We start from the raw sequence: 22,291 nt of genomic DNA, 5'->3' as shown, positions 1-22,291 counted from the left end.
ATCGGGAGCAGGCTCGGGGCATGACCGCTGACGACGCACTCGGGTCCATCGACCTCCCCGGCACCCCTCGACTGGTGGGCGCACCGTGGGGTGACACCTCGCGGCGGGGCCGCCCGTACGCGAAGGACCCGTCGGTGATCCGGTTCGGCGGCCGCTACCTGCTCTACTGCTCCTTGCCGTCCGGGTCCGACGACGTCGCCGAGGGCTGGTCGGTCGCCGTGGCCGAGAGCGACGACCTCGTGTCCTGGCGCACCGTCGCCGTCCTGCCGCCGTTCGGCGACTACGACGCGACGGGCGCCGCCGCCCCCGGTGCGGTCGTGCTCGACGGACGCGTGCACCTGTTCTTCCAGACCTACGGCCGTGGTCGCGAGGACGCGATCTGCCACGCCGTGAGCGACGACGGCATCGCCTTCACGCCGCACCCCGAGAACCCGGTCTTCGCGCCGTCGGGCGACTGGACGTGCGGACGTGCGATCGACGCCGACCTCGTGGCGACCGACGAGCACCTCGTGCTCGCCTGGGTCACGCGCGACCCGGAGATGCGGATCCAGATGCTCGGCACCGCTCGCGCGCCCCTGGACAGCGCGTTCGGCAGGGCGGACTGGGAGCAGCTGTCGGTCGACGGTCCGGCGCTGGCACCGGAACTGCCGTGGGAGCAGGAGTGCATCGAAGCGCCGGCGCTGCGCTGGGACGGCACGACGTTCACGATGTTCTACGCCGGCGCGTACAACAACTGCCCGCAGCAGATCGGCTGGGCGACGAGCACGGACGCGCGGACGTGGACGCGGGGTGCCCACGAGCCGCTGATCCCGGCGGGTCCGGTCGGCGCCTGGAACCACAGCGAGTCCGGACATCCCGGGTTCCTCGCCGACGGCCCCGACGCCGGGGTGCTGTTCTTCCAGGCGAACGCGGACGACGGGCACACGTGGCGGATCGGCGCGACGCGGGTGTCGTTCGACGGTGCGACCCCGCACGTCGAGTTCCACGGGGAGGCCGCGCGATGACCGCCCCGATGCGCGTCGGCCTGGTCGGCGTGGGCACCATCAGCGCCCAGTACCTCGCCGACCTGCCGTCCCTGCCCGGACTCCGGCTCACCGCCGTCGCGGACGTCCTGGAGGACCGTGCGGCTGCCGTCGCCGCGGCTGCGGGCGTGCAGGCACTCGCGGTCGACGACCTCCTGACCTCGCCCGACGTCGACGTGGTGCTCAACCTGACGATCCCCGCCGCGCACGCCTCCGTGGCCACACGCGCCGTCGCGGCCGGCAAGCACGTGTACGGCGAGAAGCCGCTCGCGCTCTCGACCGCCGAGGCCGCCCCGGTGCTCGAGGCCGCCGCGCGCGCGGGGGTCCGGGTGGGCAGCGCCCCGGACACCGTGCTCGGTACCGGCATCCAGACCGCGCGGGCCGCGATCGACGACGGGCTCATCGGCACACCCGTCGGTGCCGCCGTCGCGTGGAGCGCGCCCGGGCACGAGCTGTGGCACCCCGCGCCGGGGTTCTACTACCAGCCGGGCGGGGGTCCGCTCTTCGACATGGGTCCCTACTCCCTGTCGAGCCTCGTGACCTTCCTCGGCCCCGTCGCCCGGGTGAGCGCGAGTGCGACGCGATCGGACCGCCGGCGCACGATCGGTACGGGCCCGGCGGCCGGGACGGACATCGACGTGTCGGTCGACACCCACGTCGTCGCGATCCTCGAGCACGTCGACGGCAGCGTCTCGACCGTCACGATGTCGTTCGAGGTCTGGGCGACCCGCGCACCCCTGTTCGAGGTGTACGGCACCGCGGGCACGCTGGGTGTGCCCGACCCCAACCGCTTCTCGGACCCCGTGTCGGTGTTCGTCGCCGGGAGCGACGCGTGGCGGGAGCTCCCGGTCGCCGGCGGGTACGCCGACGCGGGCCGCGGTCACGGCCTCGCGGACATGGCCCACGCGATCGCCACCGGCCGGCCGCACCGGGCCTCCGGCGCGCTCGCGTTCCACGTGCTCGACGTGATGGAGTCGATCACCCGTGCCGCCGCCGAGCACCGCGTCCTCGAGATCGCGTCGCGCGTCGAGCGACCGGAGCCCGTCCCGCTGGGAGCGCGTCCCGACACCTGGTGAGCGTCCGCGCGTCGCGCGGAGCGAACACGAACACCGAGATGAGCCACGAGGGAGCGAGCATGCCATTGACGTTCGGGATGATCGGGGCGTCGACGATCGGTCCATCCGGGTTGCTCGAGCCTGCCGCACGTCGTCCGGACGTGCGCGTCGCGCGGGTCGCGGCGCGTCGCCCCGGGGCAGCCGCGGAGTACGCGCGGACGTGGGACATCCCGCGCGCGTCGGAGCACTACGAGGACGTCCTCGCCGACGCCGACGTCGACGCGGTGTACATCGCGAACGCCGCGGCCGACCACGCACGGTGGACGATCGCGGCGCTCCGCGCGGGCAAACACGTGTTGTGCGAGAAACCGATCGGTGTGAGCGGCGCCGAGGGTCGCGCGATCGTCGCCGTCGCGGCGGACTCGGGGCGGCTCGTCATGGAGGGCTTCCACTACCGCTTCCACCCGCTGTTCGACGCACTCCGGGCGCTGGTCGGCGACGGCCGGTACGGGCCGCTCTCGTCGATCAGCTCGTCGGTCAACGGCACCCGCCCGTACGACCCGCGGTCGATCCTGCACGTCGCCGCGCTCGGAGGCGGTGCCCTCCTCCACAACGGCGTGTACGCCGTGCACTGGTCGCGACTCCTGTTCGACGCGGAGCCGAGCGAGGTGACCGCCCGTCAGCGGCGGAACCCGAGCGGCGCGGACTCGGACACGATCGCGACGCTGCGCTTCTCCACGGGCACCACCGCCAGCATCCACTGCTCGTTCGACCAGGACGATCCGGTGTCCCTCACGCTCCAACTCGCGGAGGCCGAGGTGACGGTGACGGGACCGATCGTGCCGCACCACGGAAACAGCCTCCGTGTCATCCCCTGGCACGGCGCTCCGACGATGACGACGGTCGCCGGCGGCACGAGCTTCGACCACCAGCTCGACGCCTTCGTCCGTCGTGTCCGTGCCGGTCCCGCCGATCCGAGCGCGACGTACGGACGCGGCGACGACATCGTCGCCAACCTCGACGTGGTGGATGCCATCCGCCGAGCCGCACGGTCCGGAGGGACGGAGCCGGTCCGACGGTGACGGGAACGCTCAAGCCCCCGGCAGGAACAGGCAGAACGGGTGGCCGTCCGGGTCGAGCATCACCCGGACGTCCTCGGTCGGCTGCCACGCGGCTTGCCGTGCGCCGAGCCCCTCGGCTCGCGCGACCGCGGCAGGCAGGTCCTCGACCAGGAAGTCGAGGTGGAGTTGCATGCCGGGGGCGTCCGATCGGCCGGGCCAGGTCGGCGGGACGTACTCGGGCTCGAGCTGCACCGAGAGGCCCGGGCCGTCGTCAGGACGGACCCGGGCCCAGCTGTCGTCGTCCTCGAACACCGTCCAACCCGTCAGGGCGCCGTAGAAGCGGGCGAGCTCCAGGGGGCGCGGCGAGTCGAGGACGGTGGCGACGAGGGTCGGCATCGCGGGGTCGGCGGCGGTCATGCCGGGGAGCGTACGCCCGGTGGTCGGGCGGTGCCGCTCCCCGGCACGGGCCGTCATCGTCCGTTCGCGGCCTCGCGCTCGAGTGCCCAGGTGACGTCGACCCAGCGGGTCCTCGGTGTCGGGATCACCAGGAGCGGCACGGTGTCCACGCCGACGGTCTCGACCTGCGGTGCGGCGCTCACCGGGCGCTCCTGGCCGGTGCGGCGTCGACGACGCTCGTGGTCACCGCGGTCCAGCCGATGGGGGTGCCGTCGGGCACCTTCCAGGAGGCAGCCGCCCCGCCCGTGACGACCTCGCGTTCGCCGATGAGCAGGCCCGTGGACGGATCGATGATGAGCTCCTGCTGGTCGCCGTTGCCCTGTGCGTAGCCGATCGCGACGCCGGTCCGTCCCTCGAGGTTGGCCTGGCGGTCGGTCAGGACGACCCCGGGGATGCCCGCGGCCGCCTTGTACAGGGCTGCGCGGAGGTCCGCCGGTGCGAGTCCACTGCGGAGCGTGTCGGCGATCCACCCGAACGCGGCGAGGTCCGGGTCGTCCTGGCCCTTCGTGGCGTCGTAGGCGTGCCGGAGCAGCGCGGCGGGGTCCCGTGGAAGGGCCGCGAGGTCCGACGGCGACACCACGGCCGGGCTCCCGTAGAACCCACCACCGGCTGCGCGCAGGTACTCCCCCTTCGCCTTGTCGGACACGCGCGCGGCGCGCTCGGAGTCGGGCCCGAACGTCTGCACCACCCGCTCCGGGTCGCGGACCCAGACCCAGTCACCGGCCGTGTCGGCGGGGACGTACAACTGGCCGTCCTGGGACGACAGGTAGGTGCCGGAGCCGTGGTCGTCCTCGAACCCGGATGCGTAGACGGCCCGCGTCGCGACCTCGAGGTACTGACCGGGGTGCACGACCGGGTCCGTCGTGGCGGTCGTCGAGGCGGCGGCGTGGGTGAGGACCTCCGCCGCGGCCGGTGCCGCGCTGCCGTGCGGTCCGGTGCCGGCCACGCCGATCACGTTGCCGACGACGAGGGCCGCCGCGACGCCCGCGGCGACGACGGAACCGGCGCCGATCCACCCGGCACGGCGGCTGCGCCGACCGGATCCACGTCGGACCGGACCCCGTGTTGACGTGCCCTGCTCGATGTGCGCGAGCAGGGCCTCCCGGCCGCGTGCCAACGTCTCCGGCTGGACCGGTTCCACGTCGTCACGAACGGACCGGAGCAGTGTCAACTCGTCCATGTTCCACCTCCTGTGCCGCGTCGCGGCCTGCAGCGGCACGCAGCGTGCGGCGTGCTCGGTTGAGTCGTGAGCGGACGGTCCCGACGGGAACGTCCAGCGCCAGGGCGACGCCCTCGTAGTCGAGGTCGGCCCAGGCGTAGAGCAGCAGCACGTCGCGGTCGCGGGCGGGCATCCGCTGGATCGCGGAGCGCAGTCGGCGGACCGCGAGTTCGGCCTCGAGCGCCTCGTGGTCGTGCTCGGTGACGAGCGCGGTCGGGTCGGCCCGGGCGCTCGCCCAGAGCCGCGCCTCGATCCGACGGTGCCGTTTCAGCAGCGTCGTGACGATGCCGTACAGCCAGGGCAGGGCGTCCGCGCGGTCGAGGTCGTACGCGGTCCGGCGCTCGAACGCGACGGTGAAGGTCTCGGACACCAGGTCCTCGGCCACGTCGGGTCCCGCGCGGCGCGCTGCGAACCGGTGGATCGCCGGGGCGTGCCGGTCGTACAGCTGCGCGAACTCGGCGGGCCGTTCCAGGGTCCGCCGGATGATGTCGCTGTCGGTGCTCACACCAGGTATTGCACGGACCGGGCGATCGGGTTCACGATCCGTTCCGGTCAGTCACCGCTCGGCGTGTCGCGCCGTGCGGCACGGGTGCGCCGCGGCCTGGCGGAACGGGGCGGGATGGTGCGCATGTGGTCGCGGACGCGGGCGAGGACGCGGGACAGCGCCACGACGTCGTCGTGGCCGAGCGGCTCGAGGAACAGCTCGCGGAGGACCGCGACGTGGCCCGGGAACACGCGGGCGAGCACGGCGCGACCCGCGTCGGTGACCGTCACGGTGACACCGCGCTCGTCCTCGGCCGAGGTGCTCCGGGCGACGAGCCCGGCCCGCTCGAGCAGCCCCACCTGGTAGGTGAGGCCGCTCCGACTGTAGACGACGCCGTCGGCGAGTTCGGTCATCCGGCGGCTGCCGCCCGGAGCGTCGCCCAGCGTGGCGAGGAGCTGGAACTGCACGTAGCTGAGGTCGCCGGCCTCACGCAGCTGCTGCTCGACCGTGTGGCGCAGCAGACTGCTCACCTCGATGAGCGCGAAGTACGCGTCGAGTTCGACGGGGTCGAGCAGGGGTCGGGCTTCGTCGACGGGCATCCGTCCATCGTAGGTGCTTCGAATTCCCAGCACCCGAGGGGCAGCGGCGCGCCGGTGACCGCGCACATGGCGGGAGGCCCGGCGGACGTGACCGGTGAACCGGACGTCCGCCGGGCCTCCCGGCCGCGCGGCGTGCGCGTCAGCGCTTGAGGTTCGTCAGCTCCTCGAGCACGGAGTCGGACGTCGTGATGATGCGGGCGTTCGCCTGGAACCCACGCTGCGCGACGATGAGGTTCGTGAACTCCTGCGAGAGGTCCACGTTCGACATCTCGAGCGTGCCCGACGCGAGCGAGCCGAGGCTGCCGGACGTGGGGCTCCCGACCTGCGCCGAACCCGAGTTCGCCGTGGCGCGGTAGCCGGAGTCGCCGACCTTCTCGAGGCCGCCCGGGTTCGCGAACGACGCCAGTGCGATGCGGCCGAGCGCCTCGGTCGAGCCGTTCGAGAACTGACCGACGAGCGTGCCGTCCTGCGAGATGGAGAAGCCCTTGAGGGTGCCGGCCGCGTGGCCGTTCTGGCTGCTGATCGACGCGGTCGAGAGCGTGGCGAACCCGGTGAGCTGGGTCATGTCAGCGGTGATGCCACCGATCTTCAGCGTCCCACCGCCGCTGATCTTGCCGTCGGCGCCGAACGTGATCGTGCCGGACGCGGCGTTGCCCTCACCGTCGGTGCCGCTGACGTTCCAGCCCGCGGCGGTCTTCGTGAACGCGAGCGTCATCGCGTGCTTGGTGCCGGACGCGTCGTACACGTCGCTGTCGCGGGTGATCACCTGTCCGGTCGCGGTGTCCGACGGCAGGTTACCGTCGACCGTGGCCGAGGTCGTCACGGCAGCGGGTGCCGCTGCGGTCAGCGGCAGCGTGATGTCGCCGAGCTGGCCGCCGTCGTCGACGACGCCGTTGGTGGCCGAGTAGCCCTGGACGATCTTGCCGTCCGGGGTGGTCAGACGGCCCTGGGCGTCGAAGTCGAACGAGCCGGCCCGCGTGTAGACGGTGTCGTTCCCCTGACGCGTGACGAAGAACCCGTCGCCGGAGATCATGAGGTCGGTGGCCTTGCCGGTCGCCTCGGCCGAGCCCTGCGCGAAGTTCGTCGAGACGCCGGCGACCTGCACGCCGAGGCCGATCTGGGCCGGGTTCGTGCCGCCGAGGCCGGACTGCGGGGAGCCCGCACCCTGGGTCATCTGCGACAGGGTGTCCTGGAACACGGTCGTCGACGACTTGAAGCCGGCCGTGTTGACGTTGGCGATGTTGTTGCCCGTGACGTCGAGCATCTCCTGGTGGGAGCGGAGTCCGGAGATCCCGGAGTACAGCGAGCGGAGCATGGTGCGTCCTTTCGGAGGGCGACGGGCCGGCTGGCTCGCCGTCGGTGACGGAAGTGGTGGTCTCCGCGGCGCGTCCGTGCTGTGCGGTGGTGGTCCGACCGGCCGTCCTGGCCGGGATGGTCGTGCGGGCAGCGCCCGGGGATGTGCAGGGCCGTCAGGACCCGCTGCTGGTCGTGGTCGTGACGCCGGAGACGCTGTCCAGAGCGACCTCCTTCCCGTTGACGGTCACCTGCGGGACGCTCCCGGCGTACGAGACGGCGGTGGCGGTGCCGGTCACGTCGGTGCCGGTCGTCGCGTCGGTGTAGGAGACCTGCTTGCCGACGAGGTTGGCGGCGGCGATCCGCATCTGGAGCGAGAAGTTCTCGTTCGCGGTCGACGTCTGGTTCGTCATCTGCTCCATCATCGCCATCTGCGTCTGCTGGCTGATCATGGCGTTCGTGTCCATCGGGCTCGACGGGTCCTGGTTCTGCAGCTGCGTGACGAGCAGCTTGAGGAACATCTGCGAGTCCATCGTCGACGAGGTCGTCGCCGGGTTCGCCGCGAGCGCTGATGCCTGGGCGGCCGTGTCCACGGTGCCGGTGATGCCGTCGAGTGCCATGTGCGGTCCTTCGTTCGTTCTCGGTGACTATCGGTCGTCGTTCGGGTCTCGTCAGCGCCGTCAGGCGAGGACGTCGAGCCCGGTGGTCGGAGTGGCCGTCCGTCCGGTGGCCGCAGCGGCGTCAGCGGACGCCGCCGTGGCGCCGGCGGCCCGGACCGGATCGCCCGACGCGGGCGTCGGGGCGGTCGAGGGTCGCCGGTCGCCGCCGCCCGTGTCCGACGGCTGGTTCTGCCCCGAGAGGTCGAGTGTCGTCGCCACCCCGGTCTGCCCGAGGTCACGTCGGAGTTCGGGCATGATCGACCGCACCGCGTCCCGGCCCGCGTCCGACGCGGCGAACAGCTCGACGCGCATCCCGTCGGCGGACACGTGCGCGCGGACGGTCACCGATCCGAGCGTCTCCGGGCTCACCGTGACGGTCACGACGTGCTCGCCGTGTGGCGCTGCCGCGAGCGTGAACAACGGTCGCGCGAGCTGCTGCGCCAACGGCGCGGGGGTCGGCGACGGCGCTGCGGCGGTCGCCGACACCGCGGGACCGGCCGGTCCGGCTCCCGGGGCCACCGCGGGTACGGCGAACGGGAGGGACGGGGCCGCGTCCGGCGCGCGCTGGTCGACGGCCGCGGGTCCGGTCGTCGTGCGCGCCGGCCCGGCCGGAGCCGGTCCCGCGGTGCGGGTCGGGAGGGACGGTGCGGCGTCCGCGGACGCCATGCGGACCGCGGGTCGCTCGGTCGCCGTCGACGGCGGGACAGTGATCGCCCCGCTGGCCGCCGCCGCGCTCGGCAGGGGTCCGCTCGTCGCGGTGCCGCTCGTCGCGGTGCCGCTCGTCGCGGTGCCGGTCGTGGCGGGTCCGGTGACGCTCGCTCCGGTGCTCGAGCCGTCGGTGGCGCGCCCGGCGATGCCGACCCCGTCGGTGGTGGCTTCGGAGGTCCTGGTCTCGACGGAGCCGGTTCGGCGGGCGCCGGTGCCGGTGCCGGTGGCACTCCGGCCGAGCCGGCTGCGGCCGACGGTGTCGAGTCCGACCGGCGACGTCGACGTGACGGAGGCGCCGCCCGGGGCCGTGGTGCCTCCGGCGAGCGTGCCGGGGACGCCTGCGGTCGCGCTCGGGTCGGACGTCGCGTCGGCCGAGGTGTTCCCCGGAACGGCGTCGGACACCGGGGCGGCGGCGAGCCCGGGCAGTCCCCCCATCGGGGTGAGCGTCGCCGGCACGGCGGGTGTCGGGCCGGAGGCACCGGACCCGAGCGCCGCGCGGCGGCCGGTGGTCGTGTCCGCGCCGAGACCGACGCCCGTGGGCGCGGCGCCCCCGGCGACGGTGGTGGCCGTGGCGGTCGTGGCACCGGGGACGTCGAGCGCAGCACCCGCGCCCGTCGGGACAGCGCCGGCCGAGCCGGACGCGGCTCCGGTGTCGGCCACGGCCGAGGGCGCACCGGCGGTCGCCGAGGAGGCCCCGGTGACGGCAGCAGCCAGGCTCGCGAGCGCCGCGGCACCGGCGACGTCCACGAGCCCGTCCCCGACGTCGGCGCCGGACTGGTCGCCCGCGTCCGTCCCGTTCGCGGGCGTCGATGCCGACCGGGCTCGTTCCGCATGGCGGTCGGCGCCGTCGTGGCGACCCCGTGGTCGTGCGGAGCGGTCGTCGTGGCTGCTCCCGGGCCTCCCGGTCGATGGAGCGGGCCGGTGATCGGGTCGGATGCCGGCCTCCTGGTCCAGCCGGTCGTCGGACCGGCCGTCCCGATCGCTGTCGGTGGCGACGGAGGCCAGGGTCGCGTCGAAGTCCCCGGAGCCGGTGGGCGACGTCGGACGTCCCGTACCGGACCGTGGCGACGGGGGCGGCGGCGCCGCGGGCGTGGCGAGCACGGTCATGCGATGCTCCCGCCGCCGAGCAGCGACATGAGCGCCGCTGTCTGGAGATCGGCCGACGAGGTCCCCGCGGTGCCGCCGAGCGACGAGAGCGACGACAGGCCCCCGAGCGAGGACAGCGAGGACAGCGAGGACAGGCCGCCGAGTGAGGACAGCCCCCCGAGCGACGCCAGCGCGTCGAGCGACGACGCGCTCGAGCCCGCTCCCGTCGCGGACGACAGCGACGCCAGGAGGGACCGGGCGGACGCCACCGCGGACGCGTCGGGGGCGGCCGCGGCCGGGGGCGAGGACGTGGCGGTCGACGGCACGATGCGTCGGATCGTCGCGATGTCGCTGTCCTTCAGCCAGTTGTCGACGATGCGGACGTCCTTGCCGGGGTGCGGCGCGTGGAGCACCTTCCCGTTGCCGACGTAGATGACGACGTGGCCCTCGCCCTTCGGGATGATGAGGTCCCCGGGCTGCGCCTGGGCCAGCGAGGGCACGGCGACGCCCATCTTCGCCTGGTCCGGCACGACGCGGGGCATGTGGACGCCGAGGTCCTTGAACACCGTCTGGACGAGTCCCGAGCAGTCCATACCGGACCGGGTGGTGCCACCGAACACGTACGGCACGCCGAGGTATTTCTCCGCGTCCGCCACGACCTCGGTTCCCGTGGCCCCGGACCCCGTCGCCAGCGTGCCGGCCTCGGCATCCGTCGACGTCGGCGCGGCAGCGTCGGTGGTGGCCGGAGCAGCGGTGGCACTGGCGCCGGTCGCCGTCGTCGGGTCGCTCGCGGCGCTCAGGGCGTCCGCGAACGCGGTCGAGGCATCGGTGGAACTCGTGGCGGTCGCGCTCGCGTCGACACCGCCGCGCAGGGTGGCGATCTGGGACTGGATCTCCTGGATCCGGGCGAACACCGCGTCGACGGTCATCGGGCACCTCCGGTGGGGTCGGTCGGGGCCGCGGGACGCTCGGTCTCCGGCGGCGTGGGTCGTGCCGTGCGGGCGGCGATCTCGTCGAGGACGAGCTGTTCGGCGCGCAGGTCCTCCTCGGCGACGCGCTCGGCGTGCCGTTGCTCGAGCTTCTCGAGTCCGATCGCGGCACGGCGTGCGTCGTGGTGGGCGCTGCGGGCCCGGTCGGCGGCGGCACGGCGGGTGGCCTCGACCCCCGCGAGCTCCTCGAGCATCCCGCGGGTCGCGGCGCGGGCGGCGGCGACCGCGCTGAGCACCGCGGCGTCGGTGACCTCGGCCTGCGGGTCGTCGAGCGTGCGGCGGGCGGCCATCCGTGCGTCGGCGGCGTCGCGGAGCCGCTCGTTGGCGGCAGCCAGCTCGGCGGCGGCCTGGTCCTGTTGCGCGTGCCGGAGGCGGAGCAGTCCGGCGAGGGCGAAGCGGCGGGGCATCAGACGCCCCCGAACCGCGCGACGAGGGCGGCGAGCCGGCGCCAGGAGTCCTCGGCCTCGGCGCGCTCGTCCATGCCCTGCCGGAGGAACGCGTCGATCGCGCCCTGGTGGTCCACCGCGGCGTCGACGAGGGGGTTGCTCCCCCGCTGGTACGCCCCGACGTCGAGCAGGTCCTGCGCGGCCTTCCGCGCGGCCATGACCGATCGGAGCGTGGTGGCGAGGGCGCGGCGGTCCGCCGGCGTCACCTTGCCGGCGACGCGGGACACCGACCCGAGGGGGTCGACGGACGGGAAGTGTCCCGTGACCGCCAGGCGCCGGTCGAGCACGACGTGCCCGTCGAGGATGCTCCGCGCCGCGTCGGCGATCGGCTCGTTGTGGTCGTCGCCGTCGACGAGCACCGTGTACAGGCCGGTGACGCTGCCGACGCGGTCCGTTCCGGCACGCTCGAGCAGGCCTGCGAGGAGCGAGAAGGTCGACGGCGGGTACCCGCGGGTCGCGGGCGGCTCGCCCACGGACAGGCCGATCTCCCGCTGCGCCATCGCGACGCGGGTGAGCGAGTCCATCATGAGGACGACGTCCTGTCCGGCGTCGCGGAACGACTCGGCGATGCGGGTCGCCAGGAACGCCGCCCGGAGCCGCATGAGCGCCGGCTCGTCGGAGGTGGCGACGACGACGACCGAACGCGCGAGCCCGGCTGGCCCGAGGTCGTCCTCGAGGAACTCCCGGACCTCGCGACCGCGTTCACCGACGAGGGCGATGACGCTCACGGCCGCGTCGCTCCCCCGCGCGATCATCGACAGCAGGGACGACTTGCCGACACCCGAGCCGGCGAACAGCCCCAGGCGCTGCCCTCGGCCGACGGTGGTGAGGGTGTCGAGCACGCGGACACCGAGCTGGAGCGGGGTCGCGATCCGTGCGCGGTGCATGGCGGAGGGCGTGTCGTGGTCGAGGGGCACCAGGTCGTCGGCGTCGAGCGGCCCGGCACCGTCGATCGGCCGCCCGAGCCCGTCGAGCACACGCCCGAACAGACCGGTACCGGTGGGCACGAGCACGGGACGCCCGGTCGGCCGTGCCGGGGTGCCCGCGGTCACGCCGGTGAGTCGGCCGAGCGGCATGCAGCGGATGCCGCTCGCGTCGGTGGCCACGACCTCGACGGCGACCGGTGGTTCGCCGTCCCGCCCGACGGCGACGACCTCGCCGATCGCGCAGTCGAGCCCCGCGATCGTGAGTCCGAGTCCGACGGCGCTCGTGACGACGCCGACCCGCTGCGGACGTGCCGCCGCGACGGCGCGGTCGAGGGCCGCCGGACGGATCCGCAGCGGCGTTCCCACGCTCACGAGGCGGTCCCGTCGTCCGGCGCGAGGTCGAGCGCGGCACGCACGCGGGCGAACGCCGTGGTGATGCGCGCGTCGAGGATCCCGGAGGGCAGGTCGACCACGGCGTCGCCGTCGCGCAACGCCGGGTCCGCGACGACGGGGACCGGCAGAGCGGCCCCTGCGACGGCGGCGGCGTCCGCCGGGCTGAGGCGCACCGCCAGCGCGACGTCGGTGTCGAGGGACGCGAGCACGCGTCGGACGGTCGCGAGCGCGCCGGACGGGTGCTGCGCCTCCCGGCCGTCGCTGGGCACCGCCCGGGAGGCCCGGATCTCGTGTCCGACGACGGCTTCGGCGAGCTCCACGGCGGTGGTGACCACGGTCTCCTCGGCCTCGTGCAGCACCGGGACCACGCGTGCCACGAGCGCGCGCGTCGCGGTCTCGAGCGCGGCCACGGCGGCGGCCGTCCGCGCCTCGAGCGCTGCGGTGCGGGCCACGTGCTCGGCCTCGAGCTCAGCCCGCCGCACCGACGCCTCGGCCTCGGCGGCGCGCAGGCCCGCCGCGTAGCCCGCGGCGTGACCGCGCACGTCGGCCTGCGCCTTCCGACGCTCCTCGGCCGGGGCCGCGATCGAGGGGTAGGCGATCCGGGTGAACGTGGCAGCGCTCGTGTCGACGTCACTCAACAAAGTCGTCCTCCTCGGCGCGGTGCACCGTGATGACGCCCTGGGCCTCGAGCTCGCGGATGGAACGGACCACCTCGGCGCGTGCTTCCTCGACCTGCGACATGCGGACCGGCCCCATCGACTGCACCTCGTCGTCGAGCAGGTCACGGTTGCGCTCGGACACGTTCGCGCGGATGGTCTCGACGACCGCCTGCTGCGCGCCCTTCATCGCTGTCGCGAGCACCTTCGAGTCGATGCCGCGGAGCACCTGCTGGATGTCCCGCGCCTCGAGCTTGACGATGTCGGCGAACGTGAGCATGCGCGACCGGATGTCCTCGGCGAGCTCCGGGTCGCGCGACTCGAGGCTGTCGAGCAGGGCCCGTTCGGTCGACACGTCCGACCGGTTGATGATCTCGACGAGGGGCGCGATGCCGCCGACGACCTCGACGCTCTCGCGGGGAGCGACGACGGCGCCGGCGCGACCGCGGAGCGTCGCGGCGACGATCCCGACGGCCTCCGGGGTCGCCGTGCCCATGGTCGCGAACGCCTGCGCGACGTCGGTCCGCGCGGCCTCGTCGATGCCGGCGAGCACCGCGGACGCCTGCCCGGCGCTGAGGTGCGCGAGCACGAGCGCGATCGTCTGCGGCAGCTCGCCGTCGAGCAGCGTGACGACCTGCCCGGGCTCGGCCTCGTCGAGGAACTCGAACGACGCCCCGGCCATCGTGGACGCCAGGCGTTCCATGACACCCGCGGCCCGCTCGGAGCCGAACGACGCCTCGAGCAGTCCGAGCGCGGCGTCCTTGCCCCCGCGGCGGGTGACCCGGCCGGTCGTGCTGATGCGGTGGAACTCGGCGATCGCGCGGTCCGCCACCGTCTGGTCGACGCGGCGCATCCGGACGATCTCGGCCGTGATCTCCTCGGCTTCGAGCTCCGAGAACTGCTTCATGACCTTCGCGGCGCTGGCCGTGTCCATCTGCATGAGGATGACCGCGACCTTCTGCGCGCCGGTGAGCTGTTGCGTCCCGGCCGTCGGGGCCCCGCTGCTCGGGGTCGTCAGCGGGGTGCTCACACCGAGGTCCTGTCGTCGAGCAGCCCGCGGAGCAGGTCGGCGGTCTTCTCGGGATCACGCTCGGCGAGGGCGGCGATGTCCGCCCGCCGGCGCTCCGCCGTGACGTCCTCGCTCGAGAGCACCTCGGTCGGGGCGTCTCCGGTGGGCGCCTCGCCGAGCGCCGGCAGCGCGATGGTCGGTGCGTCCGCCGCGGCGAGCGACGCACGCGGGTCGGCACCGTCGAGCGCGATCGGCAGCTCGTACGCGTCGGAGAACGCGTCGAGCTCGCCGAGGTCGACGTCCTCGCGTTCGGCGCGCCGACCCCGGCGGGCCATCATGACGAGCACGGCGACGATCGCGAGCACGACGCCGCCCACGATGGCCGCGGTGCGGATGGTGGACCACATCGCGGTCGCCGCGGCCTGGGCGTCGGCGGCCTTGAGCGCGGCGGCGGCCTGCTTGGCCGCGTCGTTGTTGAAGTCGACGACCGCGACCTTCACCTGGTCGCCGCGGGTCTGGTCCACACCGGCGGCGTTGGCCACGAGGTCGTCGATGCTCTGCAGGTTGACGCCCTTGGCGGCCTTGCTGTTGAGCGCGACCGAGATCGTCTGCCGGTTGAGCGCACCGGCCGGGATCGTGGTGGTCTCGGTCGTCTTGTCGACGGCGTTGTCCTTGGTCGACGACTCGTTCGTGTAACCGTTGCCCGAGCCGCTGGACCCACTCGATCCGCTCGTGCCGCTCGTCGAACTGCCGCTCGGCACGGCGATGTTGTCCGGACCGAGGACACCGGTCGCTCCGGATCCGTCGGCGCCGGAGCCGTCGTAGCTCTCGGTCGAGCTGGACTCGTTGAGCGCGACCGGGCCGCTCGTGGGCTGGGCGAACGACTCGGTGGTGCGCGTCCCGGAGTTCGGGTCCATGGTCGCCGCGACGACGACCGAGGAGTTGCCGGCGCCGACCACCTTGTCGAGCAGTGCCTGGACCTGCTGGCCGACGCGGGTGTCGTAGTCGCTCGCCTGGTCGTCGGACCCGCCGGTGGTGCCGGTGCCGACGGCCGAGAGCACGTCGCCCTTCGCGTCGACGACCGAGACGTCGGTCGGCTGCATGCCCTCGACGGCGGCACTCGTCAGGTGGACGATCGCCTGGACCTGCTCGGTGCTCAGCGTCTGGCCCGCCTTCGGCTCGACGAACACCGAGGCGGTCGGGTCCTTGGTCTCGGACACGAACACGCTCTTCTCGGGGATCGCGAGCTGCACGGACGCCGTCTGCACGCCGTCCATGGCGCTGATCGTCTTGGCGAGCTCGCCCTCGATCGCGCGCTTGTACGTGACGTTCTGCTGGAACTCCGACGCCGTGACGCCCATCTTGTCGAGCAGTGCGTACCCGCCCTCGTTCGACGACGGCAGCCCGTTCGAGGCCGCCTTGAGGCGTTCCTGGTACACGTCGCCCTGGGGCACGAGGATCGTCGCCCCGCCGTCGGTGAGCTGGTACGGCACGTTGTCCGTCGTCAGCTGGTCGGTGATCGAGCTGGCGTCGGTGGCGGCGAGGCCGGTGAACAGCGGCGCGTACGAGGGCTTCGAGAGCCAGCTCGTCAGGGCGATCGCGCCGAGCACGACGGCCGCGATCCCGATGACCGCGATGGTGCGCTGCGCGACACTGAAGCCCTTGAGGGTCGCGCCGAGACGCGCGAACGCGTTGCGGAGTGCGAGCGGCATCAGGCCTGCATCCTCATGATCTCGTTGAAGGCGTCGACGCCCTTGTTCCGCACGGCGGAGACGAGTTCGAGTGTCACCTGCGCGCGGGTGGCGGCGATGGTCGCGTCGTGGATGTCGTCGAGGTTCCCGGTCACGGCCTTGACGGCGAGCGTGTTCGATTGGCTCTCGAGCGACTGGAGGCCGTCCACCGCGTTGCCGAGACTCGTGGCGAACGACCCGTCGGTGCCGGTCGTGGGCTCGGCGGTGGTGGCGGGCGTGGTGGCCTGCGAGGTGCCGAACACGCCGGAGAGCGCGTTCGTGGTGACCCCGTTGACGGCGTCGATGGGCATCAGTTCTTCCCGATCTGGAGTGCCGCCTCGTAGGCGGTCTTGGCACGGTCGACCACGGCGGCGTTCGCCTGGTAGCCGCGCTGGGCCATGATGAGGTCCGCCATCTGCGTCCCGAGGTCGATGTCCGGCATCCGGACGTACCCCTCCTTGTTCGCGAGCGGGTTGTCCGGGTCGTAGGTCACGCGGCCGGCGGCGCTGCCGAACGCCGCGCCCTCGACGTAGGCGCCGGAGACGCCGTCGCCCTCCTGGACCTCGACGTACCGGGCCTGGAACGCCGAGTCGTCCATGGACTTGACCGTGTTGACGTTCGCGATGTTGTCCGAGATCGCGTCGAGCCACTTCCGGTGCACCGTGAGGCCGGTGCTCGCGATGCCGATCGCGTCGAACGTGGTCACGAGTCGGTCCGCATCGCCGCGCGGACCGCCGTGAGCTCCGCGTTCATCGCCTGTGACGCGAACTGGTACCGCAGGGTCGTGTCGACGTTCGACAGCGTCTCCTCGTCGAGGTCGACGTTGTTGCCGTTCGTGTTCGTCGGCTCGAGGCTCCGCGCGATGGTCGGCGTCGTGCTGCCGTTCCCGTCCGCGACGGACTGGGCGAGCGCGTCCTCGAACTGCACCTTCTCGGCGTGGTAGTTCGGCGTGTTGATGTTCGCGATGTTGTTCGCGATCACCTTCTGCCGGAGCGAGAGACCGTCGAGCGCGCTCTGCAGCGCCGAGGTCGACACGGAGTCGAGCATGACCAGCCGTTCCACGAGGACGGCGACCGTGCGGGGTCGCCGGTGGCGGAGGCCGATCCGTGGCCGAGGACGAGCGATCCGTGCTCGAGAGGGGCTATCGGCGCACCGCCCGCCCGACGTAAGCGGTCGCCCCGAACGGGGGTCGGTCAGCCCGTGACGTCGAGGTACCGAGCCGGTTCCGGCGCCCGCGACGACGCGACGGACCGCAGCGCGCCCAGGTGCGCGGCGACGTCCCTCCTGGCCGCGTCGACGCGCGCGACGGCGTCCCGCTGCGCTGCGAGCAGCCGGGAGGCCCGACCCATGAGCTCGCGCGGGATCCGTCCCAGCCCGGTCGGCGGGGTCCACGGCGGCACCGCGACGCCGACGGCGTCGGCGCGCGCGACCGCGACCTCGAGGTCGGTGAGGACGCGGTCCCACGCCGAGTGCGCGTCCACGGTCACTGCGTCGCCGCGATCCTGACCGGACTGCTCGCCGGGCGTCGACCACTCAGGCGACACCGAGTGCTCCCCCGGTCCCGGTCGCCGTCGCCGACGCGGGCAACGCCGCGGCGGCGTCGTGCCACGCGGCACGGAGCGGCTCGAGCAGACGGATGCACTGCCGTGTCGCGTCGACGTCGTGGTGCACGTTCGCGGTGATCAGCGCGGTCGACGCGTAGTTGTAGATGGCGAGCAGCCCCTCCCCGCCGTCCCACACGTCGATGCGGAGCGACGTGGACAGCTCCCCCACGATCGCCTGCGCGTGCATGAGCTGCTCCCGAGCGGTCGACCAGTCGGCGGTGGTCTGCGCCTGCTCGGCGCGGTGCAGGTCGAGGAGCAGCCGGTCGTAGAGCATCGTGACGAGCTGGGCCGGGGTCGCGGACAGCACCGACTGGGTCGCGTACTGCGCGCGGCGACGGTCGTCAGCGGCGGTGCCCTCGGCGGCGGCGCGACGGAACGCGGCGGCGGAGGCGAGGTCGAAGGCGTTCATCGGGTCACTTGCTCGACGACGAGTACGAGGGCAGCGACGAGATCTGGCTCGTGAGCCAGGTCGACTGCGACTTCAGGGTGGACAGGTTCGTCTCGAGGTTCGTGTACTCCTCCTGCAGCGTCGCACGGCGGTCCGCGAGCCGCGTGTCCCAGTCGCTGATCTGCTGGTTGAGGTCCGTGACCACGGACTGCTGCCCCGTGATCGCGGTCGTGATCGAACCGCTGTACTTGTCGGACGCGCCGTTCGCGACGTTCGCGACGTTCTGCGCCAGGCCCGAGAGGATCTTCTGCGTGCCGGCGGGGTCCGTCGCGAGCGCGGCCTGGAACGCGTCGGAGTCGAAGGTGAAGTCGCCGTCCTTCGTGATCTCGATGCCGATCGAGGACGGGGACTGCCCGTTCACCGGGGTCGACATCGCGCTCGTGATCTGCTGCACGGCGTCCCGCGTCGTCGCGTCGCCGAGGAGCACGCCGGCGGTCGTGGACTGCGAGCCGTCGGTGGCGCTCGTCGACGTCGACACACTCGTGTTCGAGGAGTAGTAGCTCGTGATCGCGTTGAGCGCGTCGACGAGACCGGACGCGACGGCGGTGGCCTTCGTCGTGTCCTGGGCGACGTTGATCGTGACCGGCGACGCGGACACCGCCGACACGTTCACGGTGAGTCCGGGCACGAGGTCGGTGAACGTGTTCGTCGAGCTCGTGATCGTCTGCGCGGCCGCGGTCCCCGCCCACAGCGTGACCGAGGCGTCGGACGCCTGCTGCACCACCGCGGCGCCGGACTCGGTGAGGACGTTCGTCGCGGTCCCCGCGTCGACGTCGCTGCCCGAGCCGCGGTAGAGGCTGAACGCGCCCGCCGACCCCGAGGCCGTGGCGGTGAGCTGGAGCCGGTACTGCTTCGTGCCGTCGGCCGTCGTGCCCGCGGCGACCTTCGTCGCGGTGACACCGGCGCCCGCCTTGTTGATCGCGCTGACGACGTCGTCGAGCGAGCCGGAGGCGGGGCTGATCTCGGTCTTCGCACCGCTCGCGGAGACGAGCGTGAGCGTCGGCGCGCTGCTCGACCAGGTCGTCATCGCTGCGGTGACGCCGACCTGCGTGGCGGCGGTGCTGCCGACCGTGAAGCTGACGCTCCCGGCGGCCGCGGTGCTCGACACGCTCGCCGTGACCGCGGAGGACGAACTCGACGCGGTGAGGAGGTTGAGGGAGGTGCTCGTGGCGGCGGCCGTGGCCTTCGTCGCCATGGTCGCGAACAGGCCGTTGATCGTCTGCAGCGACGAGATGAACGCGCTCGTCGAGGTGACCTTGTCCTGGAGCAGCGACTGCGGCAGCTGCTCGATCGACATGAGCGAGTTGATGATGCTCGTGGTGTCGAGGCCACTGGCGAGGCCGTCGATGCCGAGCGTGCCCGATGCCGACGTCGAGGTGGTCGTCAAGGCGGAGGTGGTGGACACCGTGGGGCTCCTTCCGGTCGTTCGACGGCAGCGACGCCGCCGCACGGATCACCCGAACGGATCCGTACGGCGGCGGCCGCCAGGGGTGTTACTTGAGCAGCGAGAGGACGCCCTGCGTGCTCTGGTTCGCCTGCGCGAGCATCGCCGTGCCGGCCTGGCTCAGGATGTTGTCGCGCGTGTAGTTGACCATCTCCTCCGCCATGTCGACGTCGGTGATCCGCGACTGCGCCGCGGTGAGGTTCTCCTTCGCCACGTTCGTCACGTTGATGGCGTGATCGAAGCGGTTCTGGACGGCACCGAGGTTCGAGCGGGCGGTCGACACGGCCGTGATCTGCGCGTCGATGGCACGGATCGCCGCCTGAGCGTGGTCCGCGGTGTCGAACTGCAGGCCCGTCGTGGACGAACCGGCGGCACCGACCAGGGTCGGCGTCGTGGCGGTGGCGTCCGCGGTGAGCGGGCTGGTCGTGCTGACGGCGCTGCCGTCGTCCGCACGGACGTTGAAGCCCGTGGTCGCGCCGTTCGCGTCCTTCACCGCGGTGGCGGTGAAGTTCTTCGAGAACGTGGCGTCGCCGTTCAGCGCCGACACGACGTCGTCGATCGAGGTGAACGAGCCGCCCGTGCCGGAGCCCTGCAGGGCGCCGGTCGTGATCGACAGGTCCGAGGTCGAACCGGCTCCGGACTCGAACGAGAGCGTCGCGCCCTTGAACGCGGTGTCGAGGTTCGTGCCCGCGGCGATCGTGAACGCGGTGCCGTCGGACTGCGTCGCGCCGAGCGCGTCGACGACCTTGTTCACGTTGGCGCCGGACAGGTCGACCGAGATCTGGCTGTTGGCGTCACCGTTCGCGCCGACCTGGAACTTCAGCGTGCTGTTGCTGTTGAGCAGCGACGTGCCGTTGAAGTTCGTGGACGAGGCGATGCGGCTGAGCTCCGACTGGAGCGACGAGACCTCGGTCGTGATCGCGGTGCGCGAGTCGGCGTTGTTCGAGTCGTTGCCGGCCTGCACGGCGAGGTCACGCATGCGCTGGAGGATCGAGTGGACCTCGGTGAGGCCACCTTCAGCGGTCTGCACGACGGAGATGCCGTCCTGGGCGTTGCGGGCCGCGACCGTGAGGCCACCGACCTGCGACTTCAGGCCCTCGGAGATCGACAGACCGGCGGCGTCGTCGGCGGCCTTGTTGATCCGCAGACCGCTCGAGAGCTTCTCGAGCGAGTTCGACAGGTCGTTCTGGGTCGCGTTGAGGTTCCGGTACGTGTCGAGTGCCGAGAGGTTGGTGTTGATGGACATACCCATGGTGATTTCCTCCGTGAAACGTGGGTGTGGTGCGCCGGCCCGTCCATGGGCTGGCATCGAGGACTCTCGGCCGTGCGGCCGGAGCCGTTAGGAGACGGTGCGGACCGATTTCCGCGGTGCCGTGCTCCCGACGTTCTCAGCTCGCCGCGGCGGCAGTTCCGGCGAGGGGCTCGATCACGGCGCGGGCCATGCCGACCGCCGCGTTCGAGGCGACCCGTGCGAGGTAGGCGCTGCGTCGCGCGGCCGTCGTGCGGGAGCGCGGCTCGACGACGACGTCGTCGCTGTCGCCGTAGTGGGCGGTCAGGCCGTCGTGGAGCAGGCGCATCGCCTCGGACCGCTGCTGCGACACCGCCGAGTGGGTGATCCCGAGCTCCTCGGCGACCTCGGTGACGGTGCGGTCGCCGAAGTACACGGCCTCGACGATGAACCGCATGCGCTCCGGCAGAGCGGCGACGGCGGCGCGGAGGTAGCGGGTGCGCTCGGTGGCGAGGAGGTCGTCACCGGGCAGCGGGACCTCGGCCGCGAGCGAGTCGTGCACGGTCTCGTCGATCGTGGTGACCGTCCGGCCCGCGTCGGCGAGGGCGTCCGCCGCGGACTGGCGGTCGACCCCCATGGCGTCCGCGAGCTCCTGGACCGACACCGCGCGTCCGAGCTGCGCCGTCAGGGTGTCCTGCACGGCGAGGGTCTCCTTGATGCGCTTGCGCGTCCCACGGCTGGCCCAGTCGCCGGCGCGCATGTCGTCGGCGAACGCCCCGGTGATGCGCGTGCGGGCGTACGCGCCGAACGGCACCCGGAGCGAGGGGTCGTACGCGTCTGCGGCGGTGACGAGCGCCAGGGCACCGACGGAGGCCATGTCGTCGCGCGACAGGTGGGTCGCACGGGCGCAGACCTCGGCGACGAGGTACCCCACCAGCGGGAGGTTCTCCACCACGAGTGCGTTGCGTGCCGTGCGGTCCATCCGGTGTCTCCCCCTCGATGATCGGTGCGGTCGCCCGCGGTGCAGTCATGAACCTATCGACGAGCTGAGGGGGACAGGAGACCTCCACCGGCCCCAGTCCGGGGGTTTCCTGGGTGGCAGGTGTCGTCATTTCGGGGGACAAGTCGGACCGCGTCCCCCCGAAGTGGAGGCGCACTGCCACTGGTGCCTCCCTGAGGGTTCGGCTAGCGCACGCCCAGCTCGCTCTTGCCGTGACTCCTAACGACGGCGTCCGCGCGGACCGATAGTCCCCGTCGACGCAGCGAGCCGATCACCGGGAGGAGACCTTGGGCATGAACGAACTGTCCGCCGTGCTGTGGCGGGAACGCGAGCTCCTCGAGCTCCTCACCTTCAAGCTCGAGGAGGAGCAGCTGCTCCTGACCGCCGGACGCTCGCGGTGGGTCGACCACGCGAGCCGTGAGGTCGAACAGGTCCTCGAGCGGCTGCGCGCCGTCGGCCTCGAGCGCAGCGTCGAGAGCGCCGCCGTCGCCGAGCAGCTCGGCGCGCCGACCGACGCACCCCTCCGCGAGATCGTGTCGGCCGCCGCGCCGGAGGGGCCGTGGGGCGAGATCCTCGCTGCGCACCTCCGCGCGATGATCGAGCTGACCGCGCAGGTCGCCGCGCTGCGGGACGAGAACGAGCGGTTCCTCCGAGCGGCGGCGCGCGCCACGCAGGAGACGCTGGCCGGTGCGGTCGGGGAGGTCGCGACGTACGACGGCCGCGGGTCCGCCGACGCCGGCGCCGCCGGAGCGCACTTCTTCGACGGGAGCCTGTAG

At 72.8% G+C, this 22,291-nt stretch carries 26 protein-coding genes; 4 read left to right on the top strand and 22 right to left on the bottom strand.

The window, feature by feature from the left end; translation table 11 throughout:
* Positions 1 to 20: 20 nt before the first annotated feature.
* From DEI82_RS07915 to DEI82_RS07905, 3 genes are read left to right on the top strand one after another with little or no spacing between them, the layout of a single operon-like run.
* Entirely contained in the window at positions 21 to 1,004 is a 984-nt protein-coding gene (locus DEI82_RS07915; RefSeq protein ID WP_111036422.1) for a glycoside hydrolase, read from the top strand.
* Positions 1,001 to 2,098: a Gfo/Idh/MocA family protein gene (locus DEI82_RS07910; protein WP_111036421.1), complete on the top strand. Its 1,098-nt coding sequence runs from the start codon at positions 1,001 to 1,003 to the stop codon at positions 2,096 to 2,098. Before DEI82_RS07915 ends, DEI82_RS07910 begins: the two co-directional genes overlap by 4 nt.
* A gap of 59 nt (positions 2,099 to 2,157) precedes the next feature.
* Positions 2,158 to 3,159, top strand: coding sequence for a Gfo/Idh/MocA family protein (locus DEI82_RS07905; protein ID WP_181435143.1), 1,002 nt, complete (start codon positions 2,158 to 2,160; stop codon positions 3,157 to 3,159).
* Positions 3,160 to 3,168: 9 nt separating this feature from the next.
* On the opposite strand, the gene DEI82_RS07900 is transcribed toward DEI82_RS07905, so the two are convergent.
* The 22 genes from DEI82_RS07900 to DEI82_RS07800 form a co-directional block, all read right to left on the bottom strand.
* On the bottom strand, positions 3,169 to 3,555 hold the full coding sequence (locus DEI82_RS07900; protein ID WP_258368439.1) for a VOC family protein: 387 nt from the start codon (positions 3,553 to 3,555) through the stop codon (positions 3,169 to 3,171).
* Positions 3,556 to 3,608: 53 nt separating this feature from the next.
* Positions 3,609 to 3,737, bottom strand: coding sequence for a hypothetical protein (locus DEI82_RS16495; protein ID WP_258368438.1), 129 nt, complete (start codon positions 3,735 to 3,737; stop codon positions 3,609 to 3,611).
* Complete coding sequence (locus DEI82_RS07895) at positions 3,734 to 4,774, bottom strand: CU044_5270 family protein (RefSeq protein WP_111036419.1); 1,041 nt, start codon at positions 4,772 to 4,774, stop codon at positions 3,734 to 3,736. The genes DEI82_RS16495 and DEI82_RS07895 overlap by 4 nt, the downstream gene beginning before the upstream one ends.
* Positions 4,740 to 5,318 carry an RNA polymerase sigma factor gene (locus DEI82_RS07890; protein WP_258368437.1) on the bottom strand — a complete coding sequence of 193 codons (579 nt, stop codon included), beginning with the start codon at positions 5,316 to 5,318 and terminating at the stop codon, positions 4,740 to 4,742. Before DEI82_RS07890 ends, DEI82_RS07895 begins: the two co-directional genes overlap by 35 nt.
* A 47-nt stretch (positions 5,319 to 5,365) precedes the next feature.
* A complete protein-coding gene (locus tag DEI82_RS07885; protein ID WP_111036418.1) occupies positions 5,366 to 5,896 on the bottom strand; it encodes a MarR family winged helix-turn-helix transcriptional regulator in 531 nt (176 codons plus the stop codon).
* A gap of 139 nt (positions 5,897 to 6,035) precedes the next feature.
* Positions 6,036 to 7,211 carry a flagellar hook protein FlgE gene (locus DEI82_RS07880; RefSeq protein ID WP_111026046.1) on the bottom strand — a complete coding sequence of 392 codons (1,176 nt, stop codon included), beginning with the start codon at positions 7,209 to 7,211 and terminating at the stop codon, positions 6,036 to 6,038.
* 154 nt (positions 7,212 to 7,365) lie between these two features.
* Positions 7,366 to 7,809: a flagellar hook capping FlgD N-terminal domain-containing protein gene (locus DEI82_RS07875; RefSeq protein WP_111036417.1), complete on the bottom strand. Its 444-nt coding sequence runs from the start codon at positions 7,807 to 7,809 to the stop codon at positions 7,366 to 7,368.
* 60 nt (positions 7,810 to 7,869) lie between these two features.
* Positions 7,870 to 9,663, bottom strand: coding sequence for a flagellar hook-length control protein FliK (locus tag DEI82_RS07870; protein WP_111036416.1), 1,794 nt, complete (start codon positions 9,661 to 9,663; stop codon positions 7,870 to 7,872).
* A complete protein-coding gene (locus DEI82_RS07865) occupies positions 9,660 to 10,571 on the bottom strand; it encodes a C40 family peptidase (protein WP_111036415.1) in 912 nt (303 codons plus the stop codon). The genes DEI82_RS07870 and DEI82_RS07865 overlap by 4 nt, the downstream gene beginning before the upstream one ends.
* Positions 10,568 to 11,038: a hypothetical protein gene (locus tag DEI82_RS07860; RefSeq protein WP_111008835.1), complete on the bottom strand. Its 471-nt coding sequence runs from the start codon at positions 11,036 to 11,038 to the stop codon at positions 10,568 to 10,570. Before DEI82_RS07860 ends, DEI82_RS07865 begins: the two co-directional genes overlap by 4 nt.
* Positions 11,038 to 12,369 carry a FliI/YscN family ATPase gene (locus DEI82_RS07855; RefSeq protein ID WP_111026074.1) on the bottom strand — a complete coding sequence of 444 codons (1,332 nt, stop codon included), beginning with the start codon at positions 12,367 to 12,369 and terminating at the stop codon, positions 11,038 to 11,040. Before DEI82_RS07855 ends, DEI82_RS07860 begins: the two co-directional genes overlap by 1 nt.
* Before the next feature lie 2 nt (positions 12,370 to 12,371).
* The gene (locus DEI82_RS07850; RefSeq protein WP_181435142.1) at positions 12,372 to 13,034 is read right to left on the bottom strand and encodes a FliH/SctL family protein; all 663 of its coding nucleotides are present in this window, start codon (positions 13,032 to 13,034) and stop codon (positions 12,372 to 12,374) included.
* Entirely contained in the window at positions 13,027 to 14,082 is a 1,056-nt protein-coding gene (fliG, locus tag DEI82_RS07845; protein WP_258368435.1) for a flagellar motor switch protein FliG, read from the bottom strand. Before fliG ends, DEI82_RS07850 begins: the two co-directional genes overlap by 8 nt.
* Entirely contained in the window at positions 14,079 to 15,773 is a 1,695-nt protein-coding gene (fliF, locus tag DEI82_RS07840; RefSeq protein ID WP_111036413.1) for a flagellar basal-body MS-ring/collar protein FliF, read from the bottom strand. Before fliF ends, fliG begins: the two co-directional genes overlap by 4 nt.
* Positions 15,773 to 16,102 carry a flagellar hook-basal body complex protein FliE gene (gene fliE, locus DEI82_RS07835; protein ID WP_111012485.1) on the bottom strand — a complete coding sequence of 110 codons (330 nt, stop codon included), beginning with the start codon at positions 16,100 to 16,102 and terminating at the stop codon, positions 15,773 to 15,775. Before fliE ends, fliF begins: the two co-directional genes overlap by 1 nt.
* Positions 16,102 to 16,497 (bottom strand): flagellar basal body rod protein FlgC, encoded by a 396-nt coding sequence (locus tag DEI82_RS07830; RefSeq protein ID WP_111008830.1) that lies wholly within the window; start codon positions 16,495 to 16,497, stop codon positions 16,102 to 16,104. The genes fliE and DEI82_RS07830 overlap by 1 nt, the downstream gene beginning before the upstream one ends.
* Complete coding sequence (locus tag DEI82_RS07825; protein ID WP_111012833.1) at positions 16,494 to 16,838, bottom strand: flagellar basal body protein; 345 nt, start codon at positions 16,836 to 16,838, stop codon at positions 16,494 to 16,496. The genes DEI82_RS07830 and DEI82_RS07825 overlap by 4 nt, the downstream gene beginning before the upstream one ends.
* A gap of 146 nt (positions 16,839 to 16,984) precedes the next feature.
* A complete protein-coding gene (locus DEI82_RS07820; RefSeq protein ID WP_111036412.1) occupies positions 16,985 to 17,278 on the bottom strand; it encodes a hypothetical protein in 294 nt (97 codons plus the stop codon).
* A gap of 46 nt (positions 17,279 to 17,324) precedes the next feature.
* Positions 17,325 to 17,804: a flagellar export chaperone FliS gene (gene fliS / locus DEI82_RS07815; RefSeq protein WP_111008828.1), complete on the bottom strand. Its 480-nt coding sequence runs from the start codon at positions 17,802 to 17,804 to the stop codon at positions 17,325 to 17,327.
* Positions 17,805 to 17,808: 4 nt separating this feature from the next.
* Positions 17,809 to 19,248, bottom strand: coding sequence for a flagellar filament capping protein FliD (fliD, locus tag DEI82_RS07810; RefSeq protein ID WP_258372003.1), 1,440 nt, complete (start codon positions 19,246 to 19,248; stop codon positions 17,809 to 17,811).
* Between the two features lie 88 nt (positions 19,249 to 19,336).
* Positions 19,337 to 20,539, bottom strand: coding sequence for a flagellin (locus DEI82_RS07805; RefSeq protein WP_111036411.1), 1,203 nt, complete (start codon positions 20,537 to 20,539; stop codon positions 19,337 to 19,339).
* A 136-nt stretch (positions 20,540 to 20,675) separates the two neighbouring features.
* Positions 20,676 to 21,497 (bottom strand): sigma-70 family RNA polymerase sigma factor, encoded by an 822-nt coding sequence (locus tag DEI82_RS07800; RefSeq protein WP_111036410.1) that lies wholly within the window; start codon positions 21,495 to 21,497, stop codon positions 20,676 to 20,678.
* A gap of 305 nt (positions 21,498 to 21,802) precedes the next feature.
* On the opposite strand from DEI82_RS07800, the gene DEI82_RS07795 reads away from it, so the two are divergent.
* Complete coding sequence (locus DEI82_RS07795; RefSeq protein ID WP_111008825.1) at positions 21,803 to 22,291, top strand: flagellar protein FlgN; 489 nt, start codon at positions 21,803 to 21,805, stop codon at positions 22,289 to 22,291.

Origin of the sequence: Curtobacterium sp. MCBD17_019 (assembly GCF_003234555.1) — a bacterium.
Classification (GTDB): Bacteria; Actinomycetota; Actinomycetes; order Actinomycetales; family Microbacteriaceae; genus Curtobacterium.
Note: the sequence above shows the minus strand (reverse complement) of the source record. Positions and strands in the feature narration are given on the sequence as shown.

What these genes read in the sequence shown, in the direction of transcription:
- fliS (WP_111008828.1), bottom strand. Translation starts at nt 17,804, where the DNA reads ATGAACGCCTTCGACCTCGCCTCCGCCGCCGCGTTCCGTCGCGCCGCC.
- DEI82_RS07910 (WP_111036421.1), top strand. Translation starts at nt 1,001, where the DNA reads ATGACCGCCCCGATGCGCGTCGGCCTGGTCGGCGTGGGCACCATCAGC.
- DEI82_RS07895 (WP_111036419.1), bottom strand. Translation starts at nt 4,774, where the DNA reads ATGGACGAGTTGACACTGCTCCGGTCCGTTCGTGACGACGTGGAACCG.
- DEI82_RS07885 (WP_111036418.1), bottom strand. Translation starts at nt 5,896, where the DNA reads ATGCCCGTCGACGAAGCCCGACCCCTGCTCGACCCCGTCGAACTCGAC.
- DEI82_RS07860 (WP_111008835.1), bottom strand. Translation starts at nt 11,038, where the DNA reads ATGCCCCGCCGCTTCGCCCTCGCCGGACTGCTCCGCCTCCGGCACGCG.
- DEI82_RS07905 (WP_181435143.1), top strand. Translation starts at nt 2,158, where the DNA reads ATGCCATTGACGTTCGGGATGATCGGGGCGTCGACGATCGGTCCATCC.
- DEI82_RS07880 (WP_111026046.1), bottom strand. Translation starts at nt 7,211, where the DNA reads ATGCTCCGCTCGCTGTACTCCGGGATCTCCGGACTCCGCTCCCACCAG.
- DEI82_RS07825 (WP_111012833.1), bottom strand. Translation starts at nt 16,838, where the DNA reads ATGCTCGACTCCGTGTCGACCTCGGCGCTGCAGAGCGCGCTCGACGGT.
- DEI82_RS07800 (WP_111036410.1), bottom strand. Translation starts at nt 21,497, where the DNA reads ATGGACCGCACGGCACGCAACGCACTCGTGGTGGAGAACCTCCCGCTG.
- DEI82_RS07900 (WP_258368439.1), bottom strand. Translation starts at nt 3,555, where the DNA reads ATGACCGCCGCCGACCCCGCGATGCCGACCCTCGTCGCCACCGTCCTC.
- DEI82_RS07865 (WP_111036415.1), bottom strand. Translation starts at nt 10,571, where the DNA reads ATGACCGTCGACGCGGTGTTCGCCCGGATCCAGGAGATCCAGTCCCAG.
- DEI82_RS07805 (WP_111036411.1), bottom strand. Translation starts at nt 20,539, where the DNA reads ATGGGTATGTCCATCAACACCAACCTCTCGGCACTCGACACGTACCGG.
- DEI82_RS07915 (WP_111036422.1), top strand. Translation starts at nt 21, where the DNA reads ATGACCGCTGACGACGCACTCGGGTCCATCGACCTCCCCGGCACCCCT.
- DEI82_RS07870 (WP_111036416.1), bottom strand. Translation starts at nt 9,663, where the DNA reads ATGACCGTGCTCGCCACGCCCGCGGCGCCGCCGCCCCCGTCGCCACGG.
- DEI82_RS07875 (WP_111036417.1), bottom strand. Translation starts at nt 7,809, where the DNA reads ATGGCACTCGACGGCATCACCGGCACCGTGGACACGGCCGCCCAGGCA.
- fliE (WP_111012485.1), bottom strand. Translation starts at nt 16,102, where the DNA reads ATGCCCATCGACGCCGTCAACGGGGTCACCACGAACGCGCTCTCCGGC.
- fliF (WP_111036413.1), bottom strand. Translation starts at nt 15,773, where the DNA reads ATGCCGCTCGCACTCCGCAACGCGTTCGCGCGTCTCGGCGCGACCCTC.